The following is a 22,518-nucleotide window of genomic DNA, read 5'->3' as shown; positions in this document are numbered from 1 at the left end:
GCCTCCTCACTCCACCTGGCGCGCCGGGTCGTGGGACGTTCGCCGGATGATGCGCGGCGCCCGGCCCGGCGCCCAGGTCTCCACCACCACGTACGGGTCCTCGACGGACGTCCGCACCACCTCCGTCAGCTCCGCACGGAACAGGTGGAACGGCTCCGGCGGCCGCACCGCCGCCGCATAGCGCGCGACCGGACCGGGATCGGTCACCTCCACCGCCCGCCCGGACACCCGTACGTCCCCGCCGGCCAGATCCGTACTCGGCCCCGGATTGGCATGCAGCGAGAACCGGGGGTCGCGCCGCAGATCGCAGACCTTGCGCGAGCCCGTCATCATGCCCAGCCACAGCTCCCCGTGACGGAAGTCCGCCTCCAGGCCGGTGAGCCGGGGCGCGCCGTCCTTCCGTACGGTCGCCAGGACGTGGTGCCGGTACGCCCCGAACCGCTCCCGCACCCGCCCGGCCAGCTCCGGTACCGCTGCCTCCACCACCGACCAGCCGACCGCCCCGCCCACGCCGCTCTCCCGGTATGCCCTACCGCTGCTCTTCTCCGTCATGGCAGCACCCTCTCCCCGATACCCGACACCTCCTGTCCGGTATGGAGAAGCCGGTGGGGAGACGGGCAGCGGGAGCCGGGGCCTGGGGCGGCGCCGCGGCGCACCGCCCGCCCTCCACCGCGACCGTACGACCAGCGCCGTAAGCCGCCGACCAGCGGTGTAGGCCGAAGGCCCGATGCCTGGCGCCGCCCGCCGAACCTAGCCTCGGGCCATGGACACGACGAACGGCACGCTCGACGAGGCCCTGTTACGACTGCATGCCTCCGGACCCGAGTTCGCCGGCTACCTCAGCAACCACGGGCCGATGGCCGTGGAAGCCATGGTCCGCAACGGCCAGGCCCGGACCGTCCACCGCTGGCTCGACGGCTACGCGCCCAAGCTGGAGGAGGTACCGGCCCCCCGGGCCCGTATTACCGACGCCAACTGGCGGCAGGCACTGGGCGATCCAGGCCGGGTCACCGACTGGACGCGCTACTTCACCGAGCAGACCGCCGAGCACCCCTGGCGCGAACTCCTCGCCGCGTGGTGGCCACGGCTGCTGCCGGGCATCGCCGGAGCCGCCACCCACCCCGTCATCCGCGTGGGCCATGCCGTACGCAGCCTGCTGGCGGAGGGCGAGAACCCGGCGCTGACCGCGGAGTTCGCGCACGCTCTCGGCTACTGGGCCGCCCGCCATCTGCCGCTGCCCACCACGGTGCACCCGTCGGGCAGCGCCACCCCGGCGGCGGCGCTGGCCGCCCTCCCCCGGGTCGCCGGCCGGCCCACGTCCCCCCTGGACGGCTACGCCCAACTGCCCGTAACCCCTGGCTGGTTGCGCACCACCGAGTCGCTGTACGTCCCCGACGACCCCGAGGCCGCACGCGACGGGCTGACCGCCCTGGTACGTGCCGCCACCCTCAACTACGCGGACCACGGCCACGGTCACGGCATCCTGCTGGTGCACGCCGCCACCGCGCCGAACGCGGTGCTGCGCACCCTGCCGGCGCTCCCCCGGGAGCTGTGGGCGGGCTCGTTCGCGGTGGCCTGGGCGGCGGCCTCGGCGCTCACCACGCTGTACGCCGCGGACGCCCCGCGTCCGGCGCCGGACGCCGGCACGATCACCCCGGAGGAGGTGTTCGCGCGGGCGGTCGCCCACGGCAACGAGCACGCGATCAAGTTCGCGGACACCGCGCTGGACGTCGCGGCGGCCTCCGGGGACGGCGACACCCGCGCCCTGTCGGCGGCCCTCAACGCCCTCGCACTGATCGACCCGGACGACGACTGACGGGCCCGCCCCCGCTCGGGCGCGGGCCCCCGCGCCCGGCCCCTCACCCGGCTCGCTGCCCACCTCACCCGTACTGCACCGACCGCCTCGCCAGTCCCATCCGGAACCCGTCGATCACACTGCGCACGCTGTCCAGCTGCCCGTACGCGTCGGCGGCCCCCAGCGTCACGAACAGCGGCGCGAAGTGCTCGGTACGCGGATGGGCCAGCCGCCCGGCCGGTGCCTTGTGCATGAAGTCGAAGAGGGCGTCGAGATCCTGGGCCTCCAGGGCCTGCCGCCCCCAGTCGTCGAACTCCGCCGACCAGGCGGGCGTCCCGCCCCCGGGGTGCCGCAGCGCGGCCAGATTGTGGGTGAAGAAACCACTGCCGATGATCAGCACGCCCTCCTCCCGCAGCGGTGCGAGCCTGCGGCCGATCTCATGGAGCCGGCGCGGGTCGAGGGTCGGCAGGGACATCTGGAGCACCGGGACATCGGCACCCGGGAACATCTCCACCAGCGGGACATAGGCACCGTGATCGAGCCCCCGGTCGGGGATGTCCACTACGGGCATGCCCACCGTCCGCAGCGTCCGACGGACCCGGTCGGCGAGCTCGGGCGCCCCTGGGGCGGGGTAGCGCACCTGGTAGTAGCGCTCCGGGAAGCCCCAGAAGTCGTAGACCAGCGGCACCGTCTCCGTGGCGCTGAGCGCGAGCGGGGCCTCCTCCCAGTGCGCGGAGACGATCAGCACGGCCCGCGGGCGCGGCAGCGCGGCGGACCAGGCGGCCAGCTCCCCCGGCCACCACGGATCGTCGGCGAGCGGCGGCGCACCGTGGCTCAGAAAGAGGGCCGGCATCACGGACATCGCTACCTCACCAGATCACCGCTCGACGGCGTCACACTTGGCAGTAGTCGGTGCGGAGGACCGCGGCACCCGCACCACCCTGTGCTTGAAAGTTCAAGCGTTACCTCAGCAGCATAACGCGACATTGTTAAAACTTAAATAGCTCTCCGAGTGGTGAGAGAGTGGATGGTATGAGCAACGAACCCGCAGCCGAGCCGCGCTGGCTCAGCGACGAGGAGCAGTACGCCTGGCAGTGCTACCTCCATGCCACCACGCTCCTGGAGGATCACCTCGACCGTCAGCTGCAACGGGACGCCCGGATGCCGCACGTGTATTACGGCCTGCTGGTCCAGCTCTCCCGTGCACCGAGGCGCCGGATGCGGATGACCGAGCTGGCCCAGAACGCCAAGATCACCCGCTCCCGGCTCTCGCACGCGGTCGCGCGCCTGGAGAAGAACGGCTGGGTGCGGCGCGAGAACTGCCCCTCCGACAAGCGGGGCCAGAACGCCCTGCTCACGGATGAGGGGATGCGGGTTCTGGAGAAGGCCGCCCCCGGCCATGTCGCCGCCGTACGCTCCGCGATCTTCGACCGCCTCTCCCCGGAGCAGGTCGGCCAACTGGCCGAGATCTGCCGGGTGATGACCGAGGGACTGCAGCCGAAAGGCGCCGACCTCCCCTGGCTGCGCTGACGGATCAGCGGAGCCGGGGGAGGGCGACGCCGGGGATGCGCGGTGCGGACGAGTGGGACCGGGCGGTGGGATGCCTTACGGGCCGGCCCGGACCGCCCGCCCGGCCCGTAGGGGCATCCCGTACGAGCCGTAATGCGGTTCCCGTACGGGATTGCGCCCGTAGGCTCAGTGCACCATCACCGGAACCTGGATCTCGCCGTCCGCCTCGGACGAGCCCAGGGCCGTGCCCTCCCCGTCAGCGGAGGAGGCCACCGGTGAACCGGCGCCCGGCCGCCCGGTGTTGATGAAGGTGAAGGCGATCACGCCCGCGAGGGCCAGGATGCCGACCGCCCACCAGATGGCGGTGGTGTAGCCGTGCACCATCGACTGGAGCTTGAGCAGATCCGCCGAGCGCGCGCCGGCCGCGTGCGAGGTCGCGTACGCGGTGGTGGCGCTGGCCGCGATGGTGTTCAGCAGGGCGGTACCGATCGCGCCGCCCACCTGCTGCGAGGTGTTGACCATCGCGGAGGCGACACCGGCGTCGCGCGGCTGCACCCCGTGCGTGGCCAGCGACATGGCCGGCATGAACGCCGTACCCATGCCCAGGCCCATCAGCAGGAAGCCGGGCAGGATCAGCGTGGGGTAGGACGTGTCCAGATCGATCCCGGTCAGCACCAGCATGCCGAGCGCGGCGACCGCGAAACCGGGCGCCATCAGCAGCCGCGGCCGGACACGGTTCATCAGCCGGGCACCGATCTGCGTGGAGCCGGTGATCATGCCGACGATCATCGGGAGGAAGGCCAGGCCCGTGGTGACCGGCGTGTAGCCCTTCACGATCTGCAGGTAGTAGGTCAGGAACAGGAAGAGCCCGAACATGCCGATCACGGCCAGGCCCAGCGAGGCGTAGACACCGGCACGGTTCCGGTCGGTGACCACCCGCAGCGGCAGCAGCGGGGCCTTCACCTTGGACTCGACCAGCACGAACGCCAGCAGCAGCACCGCGGCCGCCGCGAACAGACCCAGGGTCGGGCCGGCCAGCCAGCCGTCCGACTCGGCGCGGGTGAACCCGTAGACCAGCGACACCAGTCCGAGGGTGGCCAGGATGACGCCGGGGACGTCCAGCCGGGACGGGTTGCGGCCCTCCGCCGGCTCCCGGATGACCAGGAGGGCACCGGTCGCGGCGACCACGGCGAACGGGATGTTGACGAAGAAGGTCCAGCGCCAGTCCATGTACTCGGTCAGCACCCCGCCGAGGATCAGGCCCACGGCGCCGCCACCACCGGCGATCGCGCCGAAGATACCGAACGCCTTGGCACGCTCCCTGGCCTCGGTGAAGGTCACCGCCAGCAGCGACAGCGCGGCCGGTGCCAGCAGCGCACCGAAGACACCCTGGAGCGCACGCGCGCCCAGCAGCATCCCCTGGTTGACCGCGGCCCCGCCGAGCGCGGAGGCAACCGCGAACCCGACGAGCCCGATGACGAAGGTCCGCTTCCGGCCCCACAGGTCGGCCACGCGGCCGCCGAAGAGCAGCAGGCCGCCGAAGGCCAGCGCGTAGGCGGTGATCACCCACTGCCGGTTGGCGTCGGTGATACCGAGGTCCTGCTGGGCGGAGGGCAGCGCGATGTTCACGATGGTCGCGTCGAGCACGACCATCAGCTGGGCGAGAGCGATGAATATCAGCGCTTTCCAGCGCCGGGGATCGACGGACGGGGCGGTTTCAGGCATGGCGGTATCCACCTACTGGTGCGGTGAGCGAACAGGAGCGAAGACGGGACGGCGGGACGGTGGAACTACGGAGTCGGGAGGGAATCGGAGGTCGGCGGCCGGGAGGCACTCGGCCGGGACGGGCGGTACCGGGGCGGCGGGACGACCCCCGCGCACCCCTCCGGCTTACGAGCGGCGCCTAAGGTCGTCCAACGTGGCCGCGGTGCCAGGGAGTTCGGAGCGGGCGGGCGTCTGCAGACCGTCCAGGAACAGCTGCAGATGCCGGTGCACGAACTGGTCGAAGTTCCCACAGCGGCTGCCCGGCAGCGGCCGGGTGAGCTGGGTGATCGCGACCATCAGATCGCCGACGGCGATATCCGTCCGCAGCCCGCCACTGTCACGCGCGGCGGCCATGACGGCCTCCACGGCCGCCTCCAGCCGCTCCCGCGCCGCGACCAGCTCGGGATGATCCCGGTCGACGCCGTCGGAGAGCAGCGGACACAGCGCCCCGATCCGCTCCTCCACCGCGTCGTGGACGAAGCGCCGCAGCGCCTGGAAGGCATCGGACTCCTCGGCGAGGGCGCTCTCCGCACGGTCCGCGGTACGGGACATGACGGAGAGCGTGACGTGGTGGATCAACTCCAGACGATCGGCGAAGTGACGGTAGAGCGTCGCATTGCCGACACCCGCACGACGAGCGATCTCATCGAGCGGGACCTCGGCCCCGAACTCGACCATCGTCTCGCGGGCGGCCGCGATGATCCGCTCCCGGTTGCGCGCGGCATCGGCCCGCAGCCGGGGCTGCTGCTCCGGCTTCCCGGCCTTCCGCTCCGGCTCCCCGGACCTCGCACCTGCGGCCACGGCAGTCACGGCAGCTCACTCCTCTCGCCTCTCGTCCGTTCAGGTCTCCGGCGCGAACCGGGGATCAGCTCCCCGTTTCAGCCGGACGTCTGATTAAACGGGGACACCCTCCCCGGATATTTCCCGCCCTCATGTGACCTGCGCCACAGCTGGGGGCGGCGGTCCGCCCGGCGGAACGGGGCCCCACGGCGACCATCTCCCTCAGCCCCACGGCGGCCCGCTCCCCGGGCCCCCACCCACCGCCCACACCCGAGCAGGCCCACCCCGACCCATCCGGCCCCGCCATGACTCCGGTTGATGTAATCCCGCGCGCGAGCGATCACCCGCCGAACCAAGGTGATCGATATGAGGCACAAGGTAACCGCGGTTCTGGCCGCCGGTGCGGCCACCGCAGCCGCGGCCATAGCCCTGGGCTCACCGCCCAGCGCCGTGGCCATACCCTCCGTGCCCGGAGCCCCGCCCAGCGGCCCGTGCGCACTGCGCGGCATCAGCGACGACGTCGCCGAATCCGCCGACACCCCCGCGGGCTTCTCCCGCTCGTCCGGCACCGTAGAGGCACTCACCCTCTTCATCGACTTCCCGGACGCCCCGGCCACGATGTCGCCCGGCGCCCGCTTCGCCGAGTTCTTCCCGGCCGCGACGGACTACTTCCGCACCAGCTCGTACGGCAGGCTGACCTACCGCCCCAGACCGCTGCTCCGGTGGCTCCGTATGTCCCGGCCGCTCGCCGCGTACCGCATCCAGCGCGGCGCCGGCTTCGACCCGGCCTCGGACGGCGGCTACCACGCCCTCTCCCGGGAGGTCGTACGCGCCGTCGACCCGCTCGTCGACTTCCGCGACTACGACGTCATCAACATCATCGCCACCCCCAACGCCGGGCCGCCCGCCACCCGTACGGTCCTCTCGGTCACCTTCAGCGGCGGCGACATGGGGCTGCGGACCGCCGACGGGGTGCCGTTCCGGAACGCGTCCTTCATCTGGAGCCGGCAGTCCGGGGCGAGCGCCTTCCGCGTCCTCAACCACGAGAACGCCCACAGCTTCGGCCTGCCCGACCTCTACTTCACGGACGGCCGCAACGCCCCGCCCCCCGCCGGGCACTGGGACCCGATGGACGAGGACTGGGGCCCGAGCAACGACTTCGTCGGCTGGCACAAGTGGAAGCTCGGCTGGCTCTCCCCCGGCCAGGTGCACTGCGCACCGCGCCGCGGGACGCCCCACGAGCACACCCTCACCCCGGTCGCCGCCCCCGGCGGCACCAAGATCGTCGTCATCCCGACCTCCCCGCACACCGCCCTGGTGGCCGAGGCCCGCACCCGCGGCCTCCTGGACCCGACGGTCTGCCGCCCCGGCGTCCTCATCTACCGCGTCGCCACCCACGTCCCCTCCGGCCGCGGCCCCCTCCGCATCGTGGACGCCACCCCGCACAGCGGCGGCTGCTACCGCGACAACAGATACGTCGACCCGGAACTGACCGACGCCCCCTTCCGCCCCGGCGACACCTACACGGACCGCACCACCGGCGCAGCCGTCACGGTCCTGACCGAAAACCCGGACGGCACCTTCCGCGTACGAGTCACCCCGGCCCGCGCCTGATCACACCCGGCGGCACACGCACGCCCACACCACACAAATCCGCCCCACGACTACCGCCGAACAGCCCAGCCCCCAACACAGGGCCGCCCCGACGCCGAGCCCCCCGCTCTACTCCCCACACACCACACCCCCCTCCTTCCCCTTCCCCTTCCCCCTCCCCTCGGCTCGCCAGTGCCGGCGGCCGATGCTGATCAGCCGCATCTGACGGCGCGCCACCCGTACGACCTGCTCGGCCGCCCCCTCCGCACCGTCCGCCTCGGCGTCGAGCAGCGCCGCGGCCGTCGCCACCAGCCGGTCCACATACAACTCGGCCAGCATCCGCACATCGTCATCCCGCCAGCCCTCCGACACCGGCTGGGACTTCAGCGCCGCCGCGACCTCCTCGGCGAACCGGTCCAGCTCACCCGCGATGGCCTGCCGCACGGCTCGCACCCCGCCGTGCCGCTCGCGCGCCACGAACCGGATGTGCAGCGGATGCCGGCGCACATGCTGCTCCACGACCGCGACCGTCCGGTCGATCCGCTCCTCCGCCGCGTCCTGCTCGGCCAGGATCGCCCGCACCATCACATGCAGGCTCCCCAGCGCCTCCTCGACCAGCGCGACACCCAGCTCCCCCATGTCCTTGAAGTGCCGGTAGAACGCGGTCGGCGCGACCCCCACCACCCGCGTGACCTCCCGCAGCCCGAGGCTGCTCAGGCTCTGCTCCTCCAGCAGCCCGAGCGCCGCGTCGAGCAGCGCCTGACGGGTCTTCTGTTTCTGGGCCTGCCGGACTCCAAGACTGTGACTCATGTCATCCAGTAAACAGCCGTTCTCTGAACTACTCCACCCGGAGGCGGCCGTAGACTGAAGGAACTGAGTGAACAACTGTCCTCTGGAATCGGAAAGGAAGATCATGCTCTTCCTCGTCGCAGCCCTCCTCCTGATGGGAATCCTGCTGGGCACCGCGGCACATCTCCCCGTCCCGGTCACCCTCGCCGCGGCCGCCGTCATCGCCGGCTGGCTGCTCGTCTTCTTCCTCCGCGAACGCCGCCACCACGACGAGGTGACCTCCTGATGACCACGCTCAGCGAAACCCTGCGCACCCCCTCGGCAAAGCCGGCCAAGACCGCCACCGGCCGGGCCACGTCCCGCCTCCACGCCCAGGCCGACGGCATGGCCGTGGCCTCCTTCATCCTGGGCCTGCTCGGCACCCTGGTCCTCAACGTCCTCCTCGGCCCCTGCGCCCTGGTCCTCGGCACCCTGGCCCTGACCCACGGCACCACCCGCCGCGCCCGCGCCCTCCTGGGCCTCACCCTCGGCGCCACCGACCTCCTCCTCCTGGCCCTCCTCATCACCACGGACGGCACAGTCAGCTGGTCCCTCACCGGCTGACCCCAGCCGGGACGTGAGGACACACAACGGTGGCGGTGGCCCCAGGGACCACCGCCATCTCCGCCCCCACCCCCAGGGCCCAAACCACACCCACCACCCCACATCGCCCACATCGCCCACATCGCCCACATCGCCCACACAAGCGATCTCCAGCGAACGCATCAGCTACCCTGTCAGGGGTTCCATCCCATGCCTCCGTAGCTCAGGGGATAGAGCACCGCTCTCCTAAAGCGGGTGTCGCAGGTTCGAATCCTGCCGGGGGCACCAGCGGAAAGACCCCCAACCGATCATGGTTGGGGGTCTTTGACATCCAGAGATGACATCAACGGCGACGATCAACCGCGGTCTGGGCGCCTCTTGAGCAGCCGGTCCATGTGGCTGATGGCCTCACGTTGAGTGTCCTGGACGACGTGCGTGTACACATCCATGGTGATGCTGATCTGACTGTGCCCGAGGATCTCCATCACGACACGCGGGGCGACGCCAGCAGCCGTGAGGATCGTCGCGCAGCCGTGGCGGGCATCGTGGAGCCGGATCACGCGGAGGCCGGCTGACTGGGCAACGCGGGTGAAGGACCGGTAGACATTCCGGGGCTCGACCGGTCGACCGGTCCGAGTGGTGAAGACGTAGCCGCCCTCCTGCCACTTCTCCCCCGCGCGTTCCTTGGCATTCGCGTGCCTCATCCGGTGCCAGCGCAACGGCGCGATGCACATCGCGGGAAGCGGAACAGCACGGCGCCGACGCCCTTTGGGATCGTCGTCATAGAGAACACCGCGGCGACGCTGCGTCTGCTGGCGAACGTAGAGCACACGCTGTTCCAGATCGACGTCAGCCCAGCGGAGCCCGACGACCTCTCCCCGGCGCAGCCCCATCGTGATCGCGAGAACGAAGGCCGCGTACAACGGGTCCTTCCGGGCAGCAGCAAGGAAGTCCAGCGTTTCATCGAGCGTCCAGGGACTCAGCTTTCGCGACGCTGCACGTGGAGGTTCGACCAAGCCGGCCACATTCCTGGTAATCAGCTCCTCCCGACAGGCGGAAGTCAGCGCGGTTCGCAGGACGCGGTGCGACTCCTTGGCCGTCGCGGCCGTGGTCTTCCTCTCCAGCTGTGCGAGGAATCGGCGCACATCAGCGACGCCCAGCGATTCCAGCCGCTTGGCCCCGATCATTGGCACCAGGTAGAGGCGGACGTGAGCCTCGTACTTGTCGTAGGTACTGGGCTTTCGACGCGGCTTGATGATGCTGTCGAGCCAGTACGGCAGCCACTCGGCGAGCTTCGCGGAACGTGTGGGAACGGGAATGCCATTGTCGACCTTGGCGAGGAGCTCGCGCCGCTTGGTGTCGCACTCGGCCCAGGTCTTGCCGTAGGCGAACTTGCGGGCGCGAGTGCCGTCGGGCTGGAGGACGTAGACCGCGCACTGGTAGCGGCCGTCCTTGCGCCTGGTGATGGTGCCGGCGCCGTTGGGGTTGCGCTTGCGCTGGTGCGACATCAGGCGGCCTCCTCGATCCGGTCGCGGATGTAGTCCTGGAGTGCGTTCTCGGGGATGCGGCGGGCGCGGCCCTCGGTGATGGAGATAAGGCGCTTGGAGCGGATCAAGTCGTAGACCTTGGAGCGGCCGAATTTGAGCTGCGCCATGACCTCGGGCACGGTCAGCAACTGGCTGGTGTCGGTGGTCATGTCCAGTCCTCCTCGGCTTCGAGTTCGGCGCGTGCTTGGCGTGCGGTGTCGCGGTTGGTCTGGATGTCGCGGGCGATGGTGGCGGCGAGGGTGGCTTCGCCGGGGGTGTGGCCGTGGCCGGCGTACTGCCAGTCGGTCAGGACGAGGACGGTGTCCGGCTCCGGGCGTTCGAGGCCGAGGGCTTGGCGTTCTTGGGCGGCGCGGAAGTCGGCGCGTGCCGTACGGAGGTCGCCGAGGGTGGTCGAGTAGCGGCGGGACTTGGAGGAGAAGTGGCCGCGGAAGCCGAGCATGTGGGCCCAGGCCCAGAGGCGGCGGTCGGGGTAGAGCGAGTCCAGGGTCTTGCACGCCGTGATCAGGCGGCGGGTGTGTTCGGGTACCTGGTGGTGGTCCAGTTCGGCGAGTTCGCCGATGCGGCGGTCGAGGCTGCCGGTCGTCTCGGCGGCCTTGGTCGCGTACTTCGCCACGTAGGAGGCCACCGCCTGCTCGGTGATGTCGGTGCCGTTGCCGAATGCCTTGACCGGTCGCACGTCCAGTTGCGTGCCCCAGCGGAAGGTCCGGGTGGGCTGGTCCCCCGCGGCCGGGGCTGTGACCGAGGTGTAGGAGTGCGTGGCGGCGGCGTGGATCGCATCGGTCAGTAGGTCGGCGCTCGCCCAGGAAGGCGGCGGTGTTCCGGGGCCGTCCGGTCCGTCGATGCGGATCACGGCATGGAAGTGCAGGGCGCCGCGCTTTTGGAACTCGGCGACCTTGCCGTAGGAGAGGCGAGCGGATTCCTTGAGGTCGCGTTGGGTCAGGCCGGCGCGGGTCGCCAGTTCGCGGCGGAGTCGGGTGGTGAAGCGTTGCCAGAGGTCGCCCGCGTGGTTGTTGAACAGGACTGCGGCGGCGTAGTCGTACGTCTCGGGGTCCAGGGCGGTGCCGAGCGCCGGATCGTCCGTGTGGTGCTGTGTGCCGCAGCGGCAGACGCCTCGGTCGGGCCGGTTGTGCACGGGGCCGAAGGAGGGGGCGGTGAGGGTGGTGAAGACGCGGGGGTGGTCCCGGACGGCGGTGGGGATGTCGCGGCGGTCGTCTCCGGCCAGGCCGGCGCGGATGAGGTGGTAGGTATCCCCGGCGTAGGTCCAGGCGCAGGCGGGGCAGCGGGAGGCTCGGCGGTTGCCGCAGGCCAGGCGGAGTCGGCCGCCGGGCTCGGACGCGGTCGAGTAGTGGTGCAGGGTCTTGCCGGACGTGCGGTCCTTGGTGAGGGTCCAGCCGGTGAGGTGGATGGGGTCGGAGCAGCCGCCAGTGCGGTGGATCTGGTCTGCCCAGCGGTCGTAGTCGGGGGCCGAAGCCACCCTCAGCAGGTCGCCGAGGGTGGTCGGGTCGAGGAGCGGCTCAGGCACCGGCGACCTCCCACGTACGTGGGTGCGGTCGGTCATGATGGGGGTTCCTTCCGGATCTGTGGTTCGGGCAGGAGCACGGCTCCCGGGCGGCGGAGACTTGGCGGTTGAGGCCGCCCGGGGGCCGGTCAGGGGTGCGAGCGCCCGGAGGCGAGCAGCGAGCGGAGGGCGACCGCGCAGACGGCGACGGACACCCCGGTGATGGCGACCGCCAGGAGCATCGAGACCAGGACGGTGCCGACGACCAGGACCACGGCCGTGCCGCCGCCGACGACGGCGAGCGCGGTGCCGGGGGTGAGCTGAACCGCGGGGCGGGTCGAGGACTGAGCGACCGGGGCCGGCGGCGAGGTGCGCCGCACGGTGGCGATCGGTTCGACGGAGGGCTGGATGGCGAGCCCGGTCGGCGTCGGGTTGGTCGGGACCTTGGGACGGAACATGGCGGATCTCCTTTCTTCGGGCGTTACTTGACGGCTGTGTTGATGGCGGAGGCCAGGAAGCTGTCGGCGAGGAGGTAGCCGCCGAGGAGGAACACGGCTACGAGCCACCAGGGCGGGCGGATGAGCTTGATGCCGAGGTAGCCGACGGCGATCAGAGCGAGCCAGAGCGGGACGTCCATGAGGTCTCCTCGGTCGTTCAGCGGACGGAGCAGCGGTGGGTGCGGGCGGCGAGCTGGGCGGCCGAGCGGCTGGAGAAGTCGGCCGACCAACCGCAGCGGTCGGCGGTGCAGACGGCGGCGTGCTTGGTGCGGCCGTGGCGGTCGCGGTGGGTGCCGATCTGTACGGGACCGATCCGCATGACGGAGTGGAAGTGGTCGCGAGCGGGCATGGTGGTTCTCCTTGCTGGTCAGGTGAGTTGGGCGGCGATGGAGTCGGCGAGCTGGGTCGGGACGCCGAGGCGGACCCGCAGGGTGTCGGCGTCGATCCGGTCCCCGGTCCGAGCGCGGTGTTCGTCGGCGACCTTGCGGGCGTGGGCGATGAGCGCGGCCGGGACGGGCGCGGGTGCTGGTGCCGGCTGGGACGGTTCGGTGGGTGGTTCAGGTGCGGGGAGGTCGACGGCCTCCAACTCGGCCGGTACGTCCGAAGGCTCAGCTGCCGGGACCCGAGCGGGTGCCGGCGTCACGTCGGCTGGCCGGGCGGGATCGGCCGCTTCAGCTGCACTCCGCGTATGGGCCAGCAGGGTCCCGCCGAGGAAGGCGAGCGCCGGCCATCCGGCGATGCCAAAGCGGAGCCAGGCGGGCGGGTGCCGGAGATCGAGGAAGCCAGCGGTCGCGACATTGGCGCCGAGCGAGGCCACCAGGGCGATCAGGAACCAGCACCAGGCGAGCCGGGACGAGCCGTCGTTGCGGAGTCGCCGCCAGGCCGCGACCAGTAGCAGGTCGACGCTGATCGGGTAGGCCCATGCCTTCCAGCCGTCCTGTCCGGCAGCGGCGGCCAGGTCGTGGAGGTGGGCGAAGGAGAGCGCTCCGGCAATGACGGCTTGTACGAGAACGGGGTCCGGGCGAATGCGTCCCATGACGGTTCTCCTTCCGGGATCTGGCATGGAGGGGGTAGGGACCTGGCGCGTAGAGGTGGCGCCGACCTTGGAGCGGGAGGGTCAGGCAGTCGCGGTGGACGCCTTTGTGAGCGATACGGCGGCGGAGGCCGGCGGGGCGACGGCGGGCCGGAAGGGCGCGAGCACGGGCAGGTCCGGCGTGCGGTCGGCGTACTTGTTGCAGAGGTTCACTGCCTCGCGCAGCGAGGTGTGCGGGGCCCGGATGCGGGACCAGCCACCGGTCGAGTCACCAACGATGGCGATGCCGGGGGCGTCTGCGGGTATCTGGATAGCGGCCAGTACGGCGTCCGGGGAGATGTCGCCGAAGGCCATATTGGCACTGGTCTCGTCGTTGACCCGGTGAGCGGTACGGCCGGTGAGCTGGGCCCGAAGCATCGTGATGCCCTTGCCGAGTTCGGAGCCGAAGCGCTGGCCGCAGATCTCCAGGTAGATGCCGGCGGCACGGCCGAGCTGGGCCAGGCGGACGAGCGCGGTGATGATCCGGTCCCGGCGCCTCTCCTCCTCCTTGGAGGCGAAGAGAGCGAGTTCGGCCACCTCGTCCACCAGGACCACAACGGGCTTGGGACGCAGGTCCTCAGCCAGATCCCAGATGTCGGCAGCGATCTCCGCGTCCGGGACGTTCACACTGATGCGCTGTTCCTCGCGGACGAGTTGATAGACGGACTCCATGTGCGAGACCAGGGCTTCGAGCAGATCGAGAGCGGTGTCCTGGTTGTCGGCGAGCGCGGAGAAGCGGCGAGCCAGCGGGAACAGCTCGACACCCTGCTTGCAGTCGATACCAACGAGGGCGACGTCCTGAGCGGCGAGGCCGGCCACCAGGTTGCGCTGGTAGACGGACTTGCCCGACTCGGTGGCCCCGAGAGTGAGCCCGTGCGGGACAGTGCGATAGTCGCGGTAGTGGACCGAGCCGTCCTCGCGCAGTGCGACGGGTACGCGCATCGGAGCGCGGTCGATCTTGCCAGGCATCTGCACGCGCTTGAGCACGTCGTAGCCTGTCATCCGCAGTTCGACGGCCCCGGAGCGGATCTCCCGGGCGGTGACGCCGTACATCCCGAAGGAGTGCCGCAGCCGATCGGTGGCGGCGGAGACATCGAATGCGTCCTGGCCGGGCCGGAGTTTGAGCCGCAGGACGAGCCCGGTACGGGTCGGCCGGAGACGGAGGATGCGTGGGGCGCGCGACTCGGGGGCCGGGCGGTCGGTCATACGGGCGAGGGCGAGCCGCCAGCGCGAGGGCGGGACGGTCAGGCCGCAGGCGTCCATGACCGAGGCGTACCGGGCTAACACCCGCAGCGCGGCGAGGACGACCCCGAAGGTCATCCAGTACCAGGCGGGGCGCCGCCACCGCAGTACGAGCGCGGTGGCGACGACCAGCAGCAGTACGACCGAGAGGCGGGCCATGATCAGGCCGCCTCGGCCTGCGAGCCACCGGCGGCGAGCGAGGTGACCGCCACGGCACGGAACGCGATGCCGTGCCGCTTCTGCCCGTTGAACTCGTTCTCCCACGGCCGGGCGATGAGGCCGGTCAGCGCCACCGGAGTGCCCATGCCCAGCTCACCGGAGACCCCGCCCTCGGGGACGGTGACGGACAGGATCTCCACCGCGTCGTTGGCGGCGAACATCACGTCCACGGTCATCAGCTTCGCCCCGGTCTCGGCGTCGAGGGCGACCTCACCGGTACGGCGGTCCTTGACCTTGATCTGCGGCTGCTTCGCGACCATCACGGTCGCGGCGGAGGTGTCGACGGGGATCTGACGCACTACGGATCACTCCTCTATAGACGCTGAACTCCGTCACTCATGTACATGAGTGACATGAAGAAGAGTGCCTGACTCCTGTACATGAGTCAACCCGCCTCGACGAAGAAGTCGGGGCGGGCTGAGGAGAGTTGAGCGGGCGTCAGTCCGTGGCGGGGATGCGGTAGCTGAAAACGAACTGGTCAGCGGCCATGAGGGTGTCGCAGACCTCCACCACACGGCCTTCGGTCGTCAGCGCCTCACGGACGAGATGCACGACGGGGGCACCAGGGCTGAGCGCCAGCTCGGACGCTTCGGCCTTGGTGGCCGACCGGGCCTGCAAGGTCTCGACGAACTCCGCGAACTCATGACCGTGGTCTTCGAGTCGGGCGTAGATGCCGCCACCGCCGGGGTTCTCGGCGAAGAGCTCGGGGATGTCCTTCACGACGTCCCACGGCAGGTACGAGCTGGCTGTCTCGACCGGAGTGCCGTTACGGAAGTACAGCCGCCGGCGGGCAAGGACCTGAGAACCCGGCTCGACCCCGAGACGGTCGGCCACGTCCTCCGGAACCTCCATGGGCCCGATGTACAGAACGCTGACCTTGGCCGTGGCACCCGACTGCACGGACTCCGCCAGATACGCGGCCTTGCCCCCCTGCCGGTGAGAGCGTCGGAAGCGGTCGGAAGAGCGATGCCGTACCGGCGGCCGGTCCTTCACGATCGAGCCCTTGCCGTGGCGGGTCTCCACCAGGCCGCTCGCACGGACCTCCACCATCGCCTTACGGATCGTGCCGCCCGATACGCCGTAGCGCTCGACCAGCTCGGATTCACTCGGCACCATCTCGCCGGGCTTGAGGACCCCAGCCCTGATCTGCTGCACGATGTCGTCGGCGATCTGCACGTATCGAGGTACGGCCCTGCCCCCTCCTACCGCGGTTCCCATAGCTCTTCCCATCCTCCTATGCTCCTGTACATGAGTAACAGCGCTCCGGAAGCCCAGTCAACGCCACTGCATTCCGTGTCCGTGGCCGGAGTGGTGGTCCGCGAGGACGGCAAGCTTCTAACGATCCGGCGGGCCGACAACGGTGCTTGGGAGCTCCCGGGCGGGGTGCTCGAACTCGACGAGGCCCCGGAGGCCGGCGTACGACGCGAGGTCTGGGAAGAGACGGGCATCCACGTCGAGGTGGACGAGCTCACCGGGGTCTATAAGAACACGGCACGAGGCATCGTGGCCCTGGTCTTCCGCTGCAATCCGGTCGGCGGCGAGGAGCGGACGTCCAACGAGTCGACGGCGGTCACCTGGCTCACGCCCGATGAAGTGGCGGAGTCCATGTCCGAGGTCTACGCGGTCCGGTTCCTGGATGCCTTGGACGGGGCGGGCCCTCACGTGCGAAGCCACGACGGCAAGCGGCTGACACCGGCGCGATAGAACTTTCCCTACTTCATCAAGGCTCGCTCCGCTCGCTACCCGGCCCCGCGGCAGGGGCAGTTCAGGAGCACACCACACGTTGGCACAGGAGCGCTGACGTTCCCGGCCTCCTGGAACTGCAAGCAGTCAGATCACAGATCAGAGGTGCCGCGCACAGCGCGGCGGCGCCGGCCGTCGCCGCCGCACGGCTCCCTCCTCGTCTCCGCCGCCGGGGCCGCGCGCCGTCGACGCCCGCGCCCACAAGGGGCGAAAGACCAGGCCGGGGGTGGGGCGGTCGGCTCCACGGCTTTACCCACCTCCCCGGTTCGGGTCCCGCGTCGAGCAAGACCAGGGGGCCACTCGTTCAAATTCCGGGCAGCTCACAAGCCTGCCCGAGTTGCCGGCCAGCGTACGGCCCCCTGATCATGCTCGACCCCAAACCGGGCAGGACACCGGCCAAAGCCGCTCCGCCGACCTTGGTGCTAGGTGCAAGTAAGCAGTTTGACTCCCTGCGACTGGCCCCAGTTGGCAATGTCGGAAAAGAGTTTCGAGCTACTCACATCATGGCAGCTGAAAGCTGAACGCAGAGATGCCCCCACCGACTTGGAACTAACCTGACCCCCTATTTTCCTAATGATTGCCGCAGTCGCAGCTAGAAGATCATGCCCTGAGCAGTACCTATAGGAATCGTGCACCTTAAGCGATTCCTCCTTCAATCTACTCAGGAGAATCTCAATCTCAATCTGCGCCCTAGGTGATCTCTGCATGACAACACTAGCGAGCCTATCTAGATCAATGTGGAACCCTTCGCCAATTACCAGGTGAACAGGAAAGTCGCGAAGATGCAATTCCCATCGATTCCGCTCTGACAGAAAGCGCAAAATGCCGACGAATTTTGCGGCTTCGACTATGCTCTCCAGCAAGCTCCCCATGCCATCTTGTGCGCACTCACGCAACTTTTCACGTTTCACGCTATTGGTAATCACCCCGATCACGCTCTGCCTGGGGGCGAAGGCTGTCGCGTCGATGTCGTAAAAGTCAGTATAAAATACGTAGGATCTCTGAAATCGCGGATATAGCAAATCCGCCCAATCTAGATCCAGCACTACGCCGACGCCTGTCACGCCTTGCTCTTGCGCTATCTCCGCCGCTCGCAGCACCACCGATTTCCCGCCGGTCGGCAAAGTTTCGCATACCTTCTCATCCAGGTGAGGGTCGATCATCCCGAAATCATCATCACCCTCCACCAAGATGAACCTTTTATTGCTGACCCCTCGAAGAATCATCAGGTGGGCGAAGAGATCATCGGCCGTCAGCAGTTCCCTCATCGTTCACCTTCACTCGCAGATCCTAGACTTACGGCGCGAGACCACCATTTATGGATGATTTGAGGGGAGTGAGTGGCCACGATGAAGCGAAGTGAAGCAGTTTTGGCGATATTTGCAATATCGTTCATGAATTCTTGCTGCCATGCAACATGCAATGAGATTTCCGGCTCATCGATAAGAACGAGAGCTTCTCGATTAACATTGAACAGCAGATCATACGTAAGCACGAGTTCATGTTGCTCCCCCGACGACAGGCTAGAGACTGGGATGTCCTGCCCGTAATCACTCAAGATGCTGAAGCCTTCTCGACTGAGGTGCAGTTGCTTGTATTCGAAGCGCGAGTTCATGATACTCGTGAATAGCTCTGCCCGCTCGAGGAAGTCCAGCAGGTTGGCCAGCTTTTCTTGAGAGTCATCTAGATAGGTCCATAGCACCAATCGCTCCCAGTCTTCCAGCTCTCGATCAGGGAGAGGGAGGTCGGTCGATGATTGTTCCAGCAAAGCAATTCGTGCCAATCTTGCCCGCAGCTCACTCTGCTGCTCATAGCGAATCCGAATCGCCTCTTCTGTCGCCTCTGCGGGAACTACTCCATACGACAGGAGTCGCCGTGGGAAAGTCCTATCCCGTTCTTGCGACGTGCGCGAGTTTTGGGCAAGGACATTTCCCATTTGTTCAGAGAAGTTCTGCGAGAAGACCTCAACGGTCGACTTTGCGGGCCTATCCAGTGAACGCGGCGATCTGATCCGAGGCGCCTCACGCAATAGTCGCTGCGTTTCGATAAGATGCGACTCTAGACCATTAAAAAAATCTTGCAGCTGATCTGGAAGTTGATATGGCCGAGAGTCGACGGGCAGATTTCCGCCATACCGATCAAAGAGCTGTTCGCGCGAGATGATGTCATCGTGGGCAATATCGTGCCATTCATTTGGCCCGACCCTGGATACCGGCGACTCTTGTTCGATTAGGCGAAGGACGCGAGAAACCGGGATTTGAGGCCTAGACTCTCGCATGCTCCACGAGATTTCATCACTAGATGGCGTCTTGAGGATGATTACGAGGTCATGCGCTGACTCATCTCCGGCTCTATCGAATAGAGCACGCTGCCCCTCGCGGGCCAATACGAGAGTGGATCCATCATCAAAAGCAAATGTGGCGACATCGAAGGGAACCTGATCCACAGCGAGAACTCGGCCCTTGAAAGTGTAATCAATCAGTTCAAGAACTTTAGTCTTTCCGATTCCGTTCGGCCCATACAGGATCACGAATTCTTGGTCCGTAGTGAACTCGACTACGTGATTAAACCGACCCAGAAGCCCTTCAACCTCAACACGTGACAGTTTCATCGAAACTCCGAACTCTCAGGCTCAACATTAGCCGCCATGTCACAGGACAGTGTGACACGCCGTGTAGCGCTTGGCATGCAAAGTGTCAAATTGTCGCCATCACAGATTCCGATGAGGCTGGCCCTCAACCCGCTGGGAAGCGTAGCCAAATCGTCCTCCTGTGCGATTCATGCGGCTGCCGCGCAGATTGAGAAGTGGGATCGGACGAGGGGGCGACCCACGATCTGTTCCAAGTTCACGTGGTCCCACACGGACCAAGCGGCAGGAGCCTCAGAATGAGTGAGGGTCTCCTGCCGCTCGATGCGCCTCTGCTAGCCGAAGGCGGCCGCGGGCGGCCGCGGGTCTAGTGCCCGTCTTCGCCAGCAGGAGGATCAGCCAGCGGCAGGCGGCGACCGCGGCTGATTGCTACACGCCGCACGTCACTCAGGGCTTCAGCCATGTCCTTGACCAGGAGCCGGAAGTCGTTCGGCTCCCTCTCGCCGTGGCCGAGTACTTCGAGCGCGTGCTCCAGGAGTTCGCCTGACATTTCCAGCTGCGCCGCTTCCGTGGTGTCAGCCAGGCGGGACAGGTAGCCACCGCTGCCCTCGGTGCTCAGATAGCAGGGGTTGCCCTCGGGCCCCGACCACGGGAGGAGCCTCAGCTCGTTGTGGGTCGTCATCCTCCGCTTGTCCTCTCGTTGGTCATGTGGTGGGTGGTGAACAGTGCGTCGGCACGGTCGCCGGGAAGCACCAGGAGCGCCGCCTCGACCACGCGGCCTGTGTGGTCGGCCGCCACGCGCGTGATCGCGAGTACTGACAAGGTCGAGCTGATGCGAAGGGTCGCCGCTTCCTCTGGCGTCGGAGGACGAGCGCTGACTCGTTCGCAGACCTTGGCCAGTGGCGGGCGGAGCTCTGCCAGCTTCGCCTCAACGCTCTTGCAGCAGTGCGATTCGGCAGGAACGTCGGTCGGCGACAGGTCGCTGGGTACGTAGATGCGAGCGAGGCTGTGCGGTGACTTCCCCTCGTGGGTGAGGCAGAGGAATTCGGTGAGCGGACTGCTGGGCGACACCCCTAGCAGACAGGTCAGTTGACCGTGCGCCTGGAGGTTGGTGGTGCGGACGCTGACGCGCAACGCCGACTCGGCCGAGCACTCCGTCCTGAGCGTGTGACCGCCGCCGACGTACGTGATTCTGCGGAGGGGGTAGCGGACGAAGTTGCCCTTGCCGTGGATCTTCTCGACGATCCCTTCGCCCTGTAGGACCGAGAGGGCGCTTCGCAACGTCGCCGTGCTGACCCCGTAGCGGGAAGCGAGCTCCGCCTCGGAGGGGAGACATGCGCCGGCCTTGATCCGGCCGGTCGAGATCTTGGTCCGAATGTCATCGGCAATGACGTGACGGCGAGCAGTCACGGGCGGCATCACCGCCTTCTCAGCGTGCGTAGGGCTACAAGTCGAGACCGGGCGTGCATGGTGAGCAGTTCGCCCGACTCGAAGCACAGACGCTTCGCTCCGCCTGGAAGCTGGAGCAGGTCGGTGACACGACACGAGTGGCCACCGATCTGGATGATGTCGCCGCGCTGCACGCTGGCAGAAGTGACCTCGACAGGGGCGGCCGGTGCATCACCCGGCGCCCAGCCCCTCACTGGAATCCGTCCTTTCGATCACTACGGGAGGCCGCTGTGTGGCAGGAGCAACTGCACGCCTCGTAGACGATGGGAACGCCGATCGGTGCAGCCGCGGGCGAGGAATGCGCGCACTCACTGTGCCTACCGATCCGGCAGGAACTCGATTGATAGGTAACGGCCTTCGGGATGGTCACGCAGTGCTTCTGACGAGGAGGCATCAAAGGGCCTCCGCCGTCGCGGGCCAGTTGTGGCGGATACGGTTGAACATGCTGATCAGCTCCTATCGCTGACGGCCAGGCCCCCGGACATCGCCCGTCGCGGGGGCCCTCTGCGTACGGCGGCCCATAAGGTGCGGCCGTTCAAGCTGTTGGCGAAGAGCCCGAATCGGTCGGCCTCCGCCACTACTTCCAAGACCTCCCGCCATGACTCGGCGGAGAGCTCTTCCGGTACCTCCGCTTCGATCGAGGTGACTACGTGGTGGTGCTCCACGCGCGGGGTGAGACCGGCGGCGGATAGCCGGGCTGCGATGCCTTCGGCTCTTGATTCCGAAGCAGGCACAGGGCAGCCTCCGTCACTGGCGGTCGCTTGGAGTGAAGCTAGTTAACTAGATTAGAGCTAGTGGACTAGATTTTCCATATGCCTGAGCAGCCGCCGTATCTCCGCATCGCTGACGAGCTCCGGCGACGGATCGCGGAGCAGGAGTGGACACCGGGAGACCGGCTCCCCTCACGTGCCCAGATCGCCGAGGAATGCGGCGTCGGCGAGAACGTGGTTCGTCGCGCTCAAGAGCTACTGATCTCTCAGGGAGCGCTGGAGGGTCGTGCCGGATCCGGTACGTACGTTGCCGCCCCTCGTCAGCGCGTACGCGTGGTCCGTTCCTCGGCGCGCGAGCAGCCTGACGGTTCCCCGTTCCGCGCGGACATGAAGGCCGCAGGCAAGTTGGGAGACTGGGAGAGCCGGACCGAGGCGAAGGTGCCGGCGCCGGCCGAGATCTCGTCGCGCCTCGGTATCGCCGAGGGTGATCTGTGCGTCCGCACCGTGTATGAGTTCCTCGCCGACGGCAAGCCTGTGCAGCTGTCGACGAGCTGGGAGCCGTATGACCTCACCGCCGGCACCATCGTCGTCCTCCCCGAGGGAGGGCCGCACGCAGGTGCAGGCGTGGTGAACCGCATGGTCGAGATCGGCATCACGGTCAGCCACGCAGTGGAGCAGCCGGAGCCGCGGCAAGCGAATGCCGAGGAGGCATCGCTCCTCGGGATCCAGAAGGGCGGCTTGGTCACGCACATCCGGCGGACGTACTACAGCGACCAGGGGCGGCCGGTGGAGACGGCGGACATCGTCGTCCCCGCCTCTCTGTGCGAGATCGTCTACGAGATTCCCATCGGTCGTTAGTGGAGCTGGCGTTCCCAACCCGGTGTTCCCGCACGACTAGCGAACGGAGACGTGTATGCCCACACTGCTTCCACTGTGTCCCCGCTGCGAGCAGGACCGGGTTCATCCGTACCGGTTCAGGGACGATGGGACTACGTTCTGCCTGTGCACTGAATGTGACTCCTTCTGGTGGCCACATGAAGCGCTGGAGGTCTCCAACGCACGCTTCCTCGATGACGTAGTGGCTGCGAGGCTTGGGGTGGGTGGAAACCCCTGGTCAGCCAGGGAGTGGGCCGATGTCATCG

27 protein-coding genes, 1 tRNA gene and 1 pseudogene are annotated in these 22,518 nt (G+C 68.0%); 8 read left to right on the top strand and 21 right to left on the bottom strand.

Features of this window, described 5'->3' with window-relative positions; genetic code table 11:
• Positions 1-6: 6 nt before the first annotated feature.
• Positions 7-552 carry a pyridoxamine 5'-phosphate oxidase family protein gene (locus ACGFN2_RS17525; protein WP_393361119.1) on the bottom strand — a complete coding sequence of 182 codons (546 nt, stop codon included), beginning with the start codon at positions 550-552 and terminating at the stop codon, positions 7-9.
• 211 nt (positions 553-763) lie between these two features.
• On the opposite strand from ACGFN2_RS17525, the gene ACGFN2_RS17520 reads away from it, so the two are divergent.
• Positions 764-1,816, top strand: a complete 1,053-nt coding sequence (locus ACGFN2_RS17520) for a questin oxidase family protein (RefSeq protein WP_393361116.1) — start codon at positions 764-766, stop codon at positions 1,814-1,816.
• 64 nt (positions 1,817-1,880) lie between these two features.
• Here the strand turns inward: ACGFN2_RS17520 and ACGFN2_RS17515 are convergent, their stop codons facing one another.
• The gene (locus ACGFN2_RS17515) at positions 1,881-2,648 is read right to left on the bottom strand and encodes a DODA-type extradiol aromatic ring-opening family dioxygenase (protein ID WP_393361463.1); all 768 of its coding nucleotides are present in this window, start codon (positions 2,646-2,648) and stop codon (positions 1,881-1,883) included.
• A 179-nt stretch (positions 2,649-2,827) separates the two neighbouring features.
• Here ACGFN2_RS17515 and ACGFN2_RS17510 point away from each other — a divergent pair, with 179 nt between their 5' ends.
• Positions 2,828-3,325, top strand: a complete 498-nt coding sequence (locus tag ACGFN2_RS17510; RefSeq protein WP_362602685.1) for a MarR family transcriptional regulator — start codon at positions 2,828-2,830, stop codon at positions 3,323-3,325.
• 165 nt (positions 3,326-3,490) lie between these two features.
• Here ACGFN2_RS17510 and ACGFN2_RS17505 read toward each other — a convergent pair whose 3' ends face one another.
• Entirely contained in the window at positions 3,491-5,029 is a 1,539-nt protein-coding gene (locus ACGFN2_RS17505) for an MFS transporter (RefSeq protein WP_393361113.1), read from the bottom strand.
• Positions 5,030-5,194: 165 nt separating this feature from the next.
• Positions 5,195-5,869 carry a TetR/AcrR family transcriptional regulator gene (locus tag ACGFN2_RS17500; RefSeq protein WP_393361460.1) on the bottom strand — a complete coding sequence of 225 codons (675 nt, stop codon included), beginning with the start codon at positions 5,867-5,869 and terminating at the stop codon, positions 5,195-5,197.
• A gap of 345 nt (positions 5,870-6,214) precedes the next feature.
• Here ACGFN2_RS17500 and ACGFN2_RS17495 point away from each other — a divergent pair, with 345 nt between their 5' ends.
• Positions 6,215-7,462, top strand: a complete 1,248-nt coding sequence (locus tag ACGFN2_RS17495; protein ID WP_393361110.1) for a M6 family metalloprotease domain-containing protein — start codon at positions 6,215-6,217, stop codon at positions 7,460-7,462.
• Between the two features lie 108 nt (positions 7,463-7,570).
• Here the strand turns inward: ACGFN2_RS17495 and ACGFN2_RS17490 are convergent, their stop codons facing one another.
• A complete protein-coding gene (locus tag ACGFN2_RS17490; protein WP_393361107.1) occupies positions 7,571-8,251 on the bottom strand; it encodes a TetR family transcriptional regulator in 681 nt (226 codons plus the stop codon).
• Between the two features lie 67 nt (positions 8,252-8,318).
• Here ACGFN2_RS17490 and ACGFN2_RS17485 point away from each other — a divergent pair, with 67 nt between their 5' ends.
• From ACGFN2_RS17485 to ACGFN2_RS17475, 3 genes are all read left to right on the top strand, one after another.
• Positions 8,319-8,516, top strand: coding sequence for a hypothetical protein (locus tag ACGFN2_RS17485; RefSeq protein ID WP_393361489.1), 198 nt, complete (start codon positions 8,319-8,321; stop codon positions 8,514-8,516).
• Positions 8,516-8,833: a hypothetical protein gene (locus ACGFN2_RS17480; RefSeq protein WP_393361104.1), complete on the top strand. Its 318-nt coding sequence runs from the start codon at positions 8,516-8,518 to the stop codon at positions 8,831-8,833. The genes ACGFN2_RS17485 and ACGFN2_RS17480 overlap by 1 nt, the downstream gene beginning before the upstream one ends.
• A gap of 191 nt (positions 8,834-9,024) precedes the next feature.
• Positions 9,025-9,100 (top strand) — tRNA-Arg (locus tag ACGFN2_RS17475).
• Between the two features lie 68 nt (positions 9,101-9,168).
• Here ACGFN2_RS17475 and ACGFN2_RS17470 read toward each other — a convergent pair.
• The 10 genes from ACGFN2_RS17470 to ACGFN2_RS17425 form a co-directional block, all read right to left on the bottom strand.
• Complete coding sequence (locus tag ACGFN2_RS17470; RefSeq protein WP_393361101.1) at positions 9,169-10,320, bottom strand: tyrosine-type recombinase/integrase; 1,152 nt, start codon at positions 10,318-10,320, stop codon at positions 9,169-9,171.
• Positions 10,320-10,508 (bottom strand): AlpA family transcriptional regulator, encoded by a 189-nt coding sequence (locus tag ACGFN2_RS17465; protein ID WP_109891876.1) that lies wholly within the window; start codon positions 10,506-10,508, stop codon positions 10,320-10,322. The genes ACGFN2_RS17470 and ACGFN2_RS17465 overlap by 1 nt, the downstream gene beginning before the upstream one ends.
• Positions 10,505-11,917, bottom strand: a complete 1,413-nt coding sequence (gene repSA / locus ACGFN2_RS17460; protein ID WP_393361098.1) for a replication initiator protein RepSA — start codon at positions 11,915-11,917, stop codon at positions 10,505-10,507. The genes ACGFN2_RS17465 and repSA overlap by 4 nt, the downstream gene beginning before the upstream one ends.
• Before the next feature lie 89 nt (positions 11,918-12,006).
• Entirely contained in the window at positions 12,007-12,315 is a 309-nt protein-coding gene (locus ACGFN2_RS17455; protein ID WP_393361095.1) for a SpdD-like protein, read from the bottom strand.
• Positions 12,316-12,338: 23 nt separating this feature from the next.
• Entirely contained in the window at positions 12,339-12,494 is a 156-nt protein-coding gene (locus ACGFN2_RS17450) for a hypothetical protein (protein ID WP_328547736.1), read from the bottom strand.
• Between the two features lie 17 nt (positions 12,495-12,511).
• Positions 12,512-12,703 carry a mobile element transfer protein gene (locus ACGFN2_RS17445; RefSeq protein WP_393361092.1) on the bottom strand — a complete coding sequence of 64 codons (192 nt, stop codon included), beginning with the start codon at positions 12,701-12,703 and terminating at the stop codon, positions 12,512-12,514.
• 18 nt (positions 12,704-12,721) lie between these two features.
• Positions 12,722-13,390, bottom strand: coding sequence for a DUF2637 domain-containing protein (locus tag ACGFN2_RS17440; protein ID WP_393361089.1), 669 nt, complete (start codon positions 13,388-13,390; stop codon positions 12,722-12,724).
• An 81-nt stretch (positions 13,391-13,471) separates the two neighbouring features.
• Positions 13,472-14,827, bottom strand: a complete 1,356-nt coding sequence (locus ACGFN2_RS17435; RefSeq protein WP_393361086.1) for an FtsK/SpoIIIE domain-containing protein — start codon at positions 14,825-14,827, stop codon at positions 13,472-13,474.
• A gap of 2 nt (positions 14,828-14,829) precedes the next feature.
• Positions 14,830-15,186: a hypothetical protein gene (locus ACGFN2_RS17430; RefSeq protein ID WP_311626120.1), complete on the bottom strand. Its 357-nt coding sequence runs from the start codon at positions 15,184-15,186 to the stop codon at positions 14,830-14,832.
• 139 nt (positions 15,187-15,325) lie between these two features.
• Positions 15,326-16,105, bottom strand: coding sequence for a GntR family transcriptional regulator (locus ACGFN2_RS17425; protein WP_393361083.1), 780 nt, complete (start codon positions 16,103-16,105; stop codon positions 15,326-15,328).
• 18 nt (positions 16,106-16,123) lie between these two features.
• On the opposite strand from ACGFN2_RS17425, the gene ACGFN2_RS17420 reads away from it, so the two are divergent.
• Complete coding sequence (locus ACGFN2_RS17420; protein WP_393361080.1) at positions 16,124-16,591, top strand: NUDIX hydrolase; 468 nt, start codon at positions 16,124-16,126, stop codon at positions 16,589-16,591.
• Positions 16,592-17,052: 461 nt separating this feature from the next.
• Here the strand turns inward: ACGFN2_RS17420 and ACGFN2_RS17415 are convergent, their stop codons facing one another.
• The 6 genes and pseudogenes from ACGFN2_RS17415 to ACGFN2_RS17390 all read right to left on the bottom strand — a co-directional run bounded on the left by ACGFN2_RS17415 (position 17,053) and on the right by ACGFN2_RS17390 (position 21,400).
• Positions 17,053-17,898, bottom strand: coding sequence for a hypothetical protein (locus tag ACGFN2_RS17415; protein WP_393361077.1), 846 nt, complete (start codon positions 17,896-17,898; stop codon positions 17,053-17,055).
• Positions 17,895-19,241, bottom strand: coding sequence for an AAA family ATPase (locus ACGFN2_RS17410; RefSeq protein ID WP_393361074.1), 1,347 nt, complete (start codon positions 19,239-19,241; stop codon positions 17,895-17,897). The genes ACGFN2_RS17415 and ACGFN2_RS17410 overlap by 4 nt, the downstream gene beginning before the upstream one ends.
• 343 nt (positions 19,242-19,584) lie before the next feature.
• A complete protein-coding gene (locus tag ACGFN2_RS17405; protein WP_393361071.1) occupies positions 19,585-19,899 on the bottom strand; it encodes a hypothetical protein in 315 nt (104 codons plus the stop codon).
• On the bottom strand, positions 19,896-20,636 hold the full coding sequence (locus ACGFN2_RS17400; protein WP_393361068.1) for a GntR family transcriptional regulator: 741 nt from the start codon (positions 20,634-20,636) through the stop codon (positions 19,896-19,898). The genes ACGFN2_RS17405 and ACGFN2_RS17400 overlap by 4 nt, the downstream gene beginning before the upstream one ends.
• Positions 20,636-20,860 carry a hypothetical protein gene (locus tag ACGFN2_RS17395; RefSeq protein ID WP_393361065.1) on the bottom strand — a complete coding sequence of 75 codons (225 nt, stop codon included), beginning with the start codon at positions 20,858-20,860 and terminating at the stop codon, positions 20,636-20,638. Before ACGFN2_RS17395 ends, ACGFN2_RS17400 begins: the two co-directional genes overlap by 1 nt.
• Positions 20,861-21,122: 262 nt before the next feature.
• Positions 21,123-21,400 (bottom strand): annotated as a pseudogene (locus ACGFN2_RS17390) (hypothetical protein).
• Positions 21,401-21,478: 78 nt separating this feature from the next.
• On the opposite strand from ACGFN2_RS17390, the gene ACGFN2_RS17385 reads away from it, so the two are divergent.
• Positions 21,479-22,234 (top strand): GntR family transcriptional regulator, encoded by a 756-nt coding sequence (locus tag ACGFN2_RS17385; protein ID WP_393361062.1) that lies wholly within the window; start codon positions 21,479-21,481, stop codon positions 22,232-22,234.
• Positions 22,235-22,518 lie beyond the last annotated feature (284 nt).

It is taken from the genome of Streptomyces sp. NPDC048612, from assembly GCF_043199295.1.
GTDB lineage: Bacteria > Actinomycetota > Actinomycetes > Streptomycetales > Streptomycetaceae > Streptomyces.
This window is presented reverse-complemented; position numbering and strand designations above follow the sequence as displayed.

Bases quoted from the DNA above. Each gene is read 5' to 3' on its own strand.
- ACGFN2_RS17525 (WP_393361119.1), bottom strand. From the start codon at position 552: ATGACGGAGAAGAGCAGCGGTAGGGCATACCGGGAGAGCGGCGTGGGC.
- ACGFN2_RS17520 (WP_393361116.1), top strand. From the start codon at position 764: ATGGACACGACGAACGGCACGCTCGACGAGGCCCTGTTACGACTGCAT.
- ACGFN2_RS17515 (WP_393361463.1), bottom strand. From the start codon at position 2,648: ATGCCGGCCCTCTTTCTGAGCCACGGTGCGCCGCCGCTCGCCGACGAT.
- ACGFN2_RS17510 (WP_362602685.1), top strand. From the start codon at position 2,828: ATGAGCAACGAACCCGCAGCCGAGCCGCGCTGGCTCAGCGACGAGGAG.
- ACGFN2_RS17505 (WP_393361113.1), bottom strand. From the start codon at position 5,029: ATGCCTGAAACCGCCCCGTCCGTCGATCCCCGGCGCTGGAAAGCGCTG.
- ACGFN2_RS17495 (WP_393361110.1), top strand. From the start codon at position 6,215: ATGAGGCACAAGGTAACCGCGGTTCTGGCCGCCGGTGCGGCCACCGCA.
- ACGFN2_RS17490 (WP_393361107.1), bottom strand. From the start codon at position 8,251: ATGAGTCACAGTCTTGGAGTCCGGCAGGCCCAGAAACAGAAGACCCGT.
- ACGFN2_RS17480 (WP_393361104.1), top strand. From the start codon at position 8,516: ATGACCACGCTCAGCGAAACCCTGCGCACCCCCTCGGCAAAGCCGGCC.
- ACGFN2_RS17470 (WP_393361101.1), bottom strand. From the start codon at position 10,320: ATGTCGCACCAGCGCAAGCGCAACCCCAACGGCGCCGGCACCATCACC.
- ACGFN2_RS17465 (WP_109891876.1), bottom strand. From the start codon at position 10,508: ATGACCACCGACACCAGCCAGTTGCTGACCGTGCCCGAGGTCATGGCG.
- repSA (WP_393361098.1), bottom strand. From the start codon at position 11,917: ATGACCGACCGCACCCACGTACGTGGGAGGTCGCCGGTGCCTGAGCCG.
- ACGFN2_RS17455 (WP_393361095.1), bottom strand. From the start codon at position 12,315: ATGTTCCGTCCCAAGGTCCCGACCAACCCGACGCCGACCGGGCTCGCC.
- ACGFN2_RS17450 (WP_328547736.1), bottom strand. From the start codon at position 12,494: ATGGACGTCCCGCTCTGGCTCGCTCTGATCGCCGTCGGCTACCTCGGC.
- ACGFN2_RS17445 (WP_393361092.1), bottom strand. From the start codon at position 12,703: ATGCCCGCTCGCGACCACTTCCACTCCGTCATGCGGATCGGTCCCGTA.
- ACGFN2_RS17440 (WP_393361089.1), bottom strand. From the start codon at position 13,390: ATGGGACGCATTCGCCCGGACCCCGTTCTCGTACAAGCCGTCATTGCC.
- ACGFN2_RS17435 (WP_393361086.1), bottom strand. From the start codon at position 14,827: ATGGCCCGCCTCTCGGTCGTACTGCTGCTGGTCGTCGCCACCGCGCTC.
- ACGFN2_RS17425 (WP_393361083.1), bottom strand. From the start codon at position 16,105: ATGGGAACCGCGGTAGGAGGGGGCAGGGCCGTACCTCGATACGTGCAG.
- ACGFN2_RS17420 (WP_393361080.1), top strand. From the start codon at position 16,124: ATGCTCCTGTACATGAGTAACAGCGCTCCGGAAGCCCAGTCAACGCCA.
- ACGFN2_RS17415 (WP_393361077.1), bottom strand. From the start codon at position 17,898: ATGAGGGAACTGCTGACGGCCGATGATCTCTTCGCCCACCTGATGATT.
- ACGFN2_RS17410 (WP_393361074.1), bottom strand. From the start codon at position 19,241: ATGAAACTGTCACGTGTTGAGGTTGAAGGGCTTCTGGGTCGGTTTAAT.
- ACGFN2_RS17405 (WP_393361071.1), bottom strand. From the start codon at position 19,899: ATGACGACCCACAACGAGCTGAGGCTCCTCCCGTGGTCGGGGCCCGAG.
- ACGFN2_RS17400 (WP_393361068.1), bottom strand. From the start codon at position 20,636: ATGCCGCCCGTGACTGCTCGCCGTCACGTCATTGCCGATGACATTCGG.
- ACGFN2_RS17385 (WP_393361062.1), top strand. From the start codon at position 21,479: ATGCCTGAGCAGCCGCCGTATCTCCGCATCGCTGACGAGCTCCGGCGA.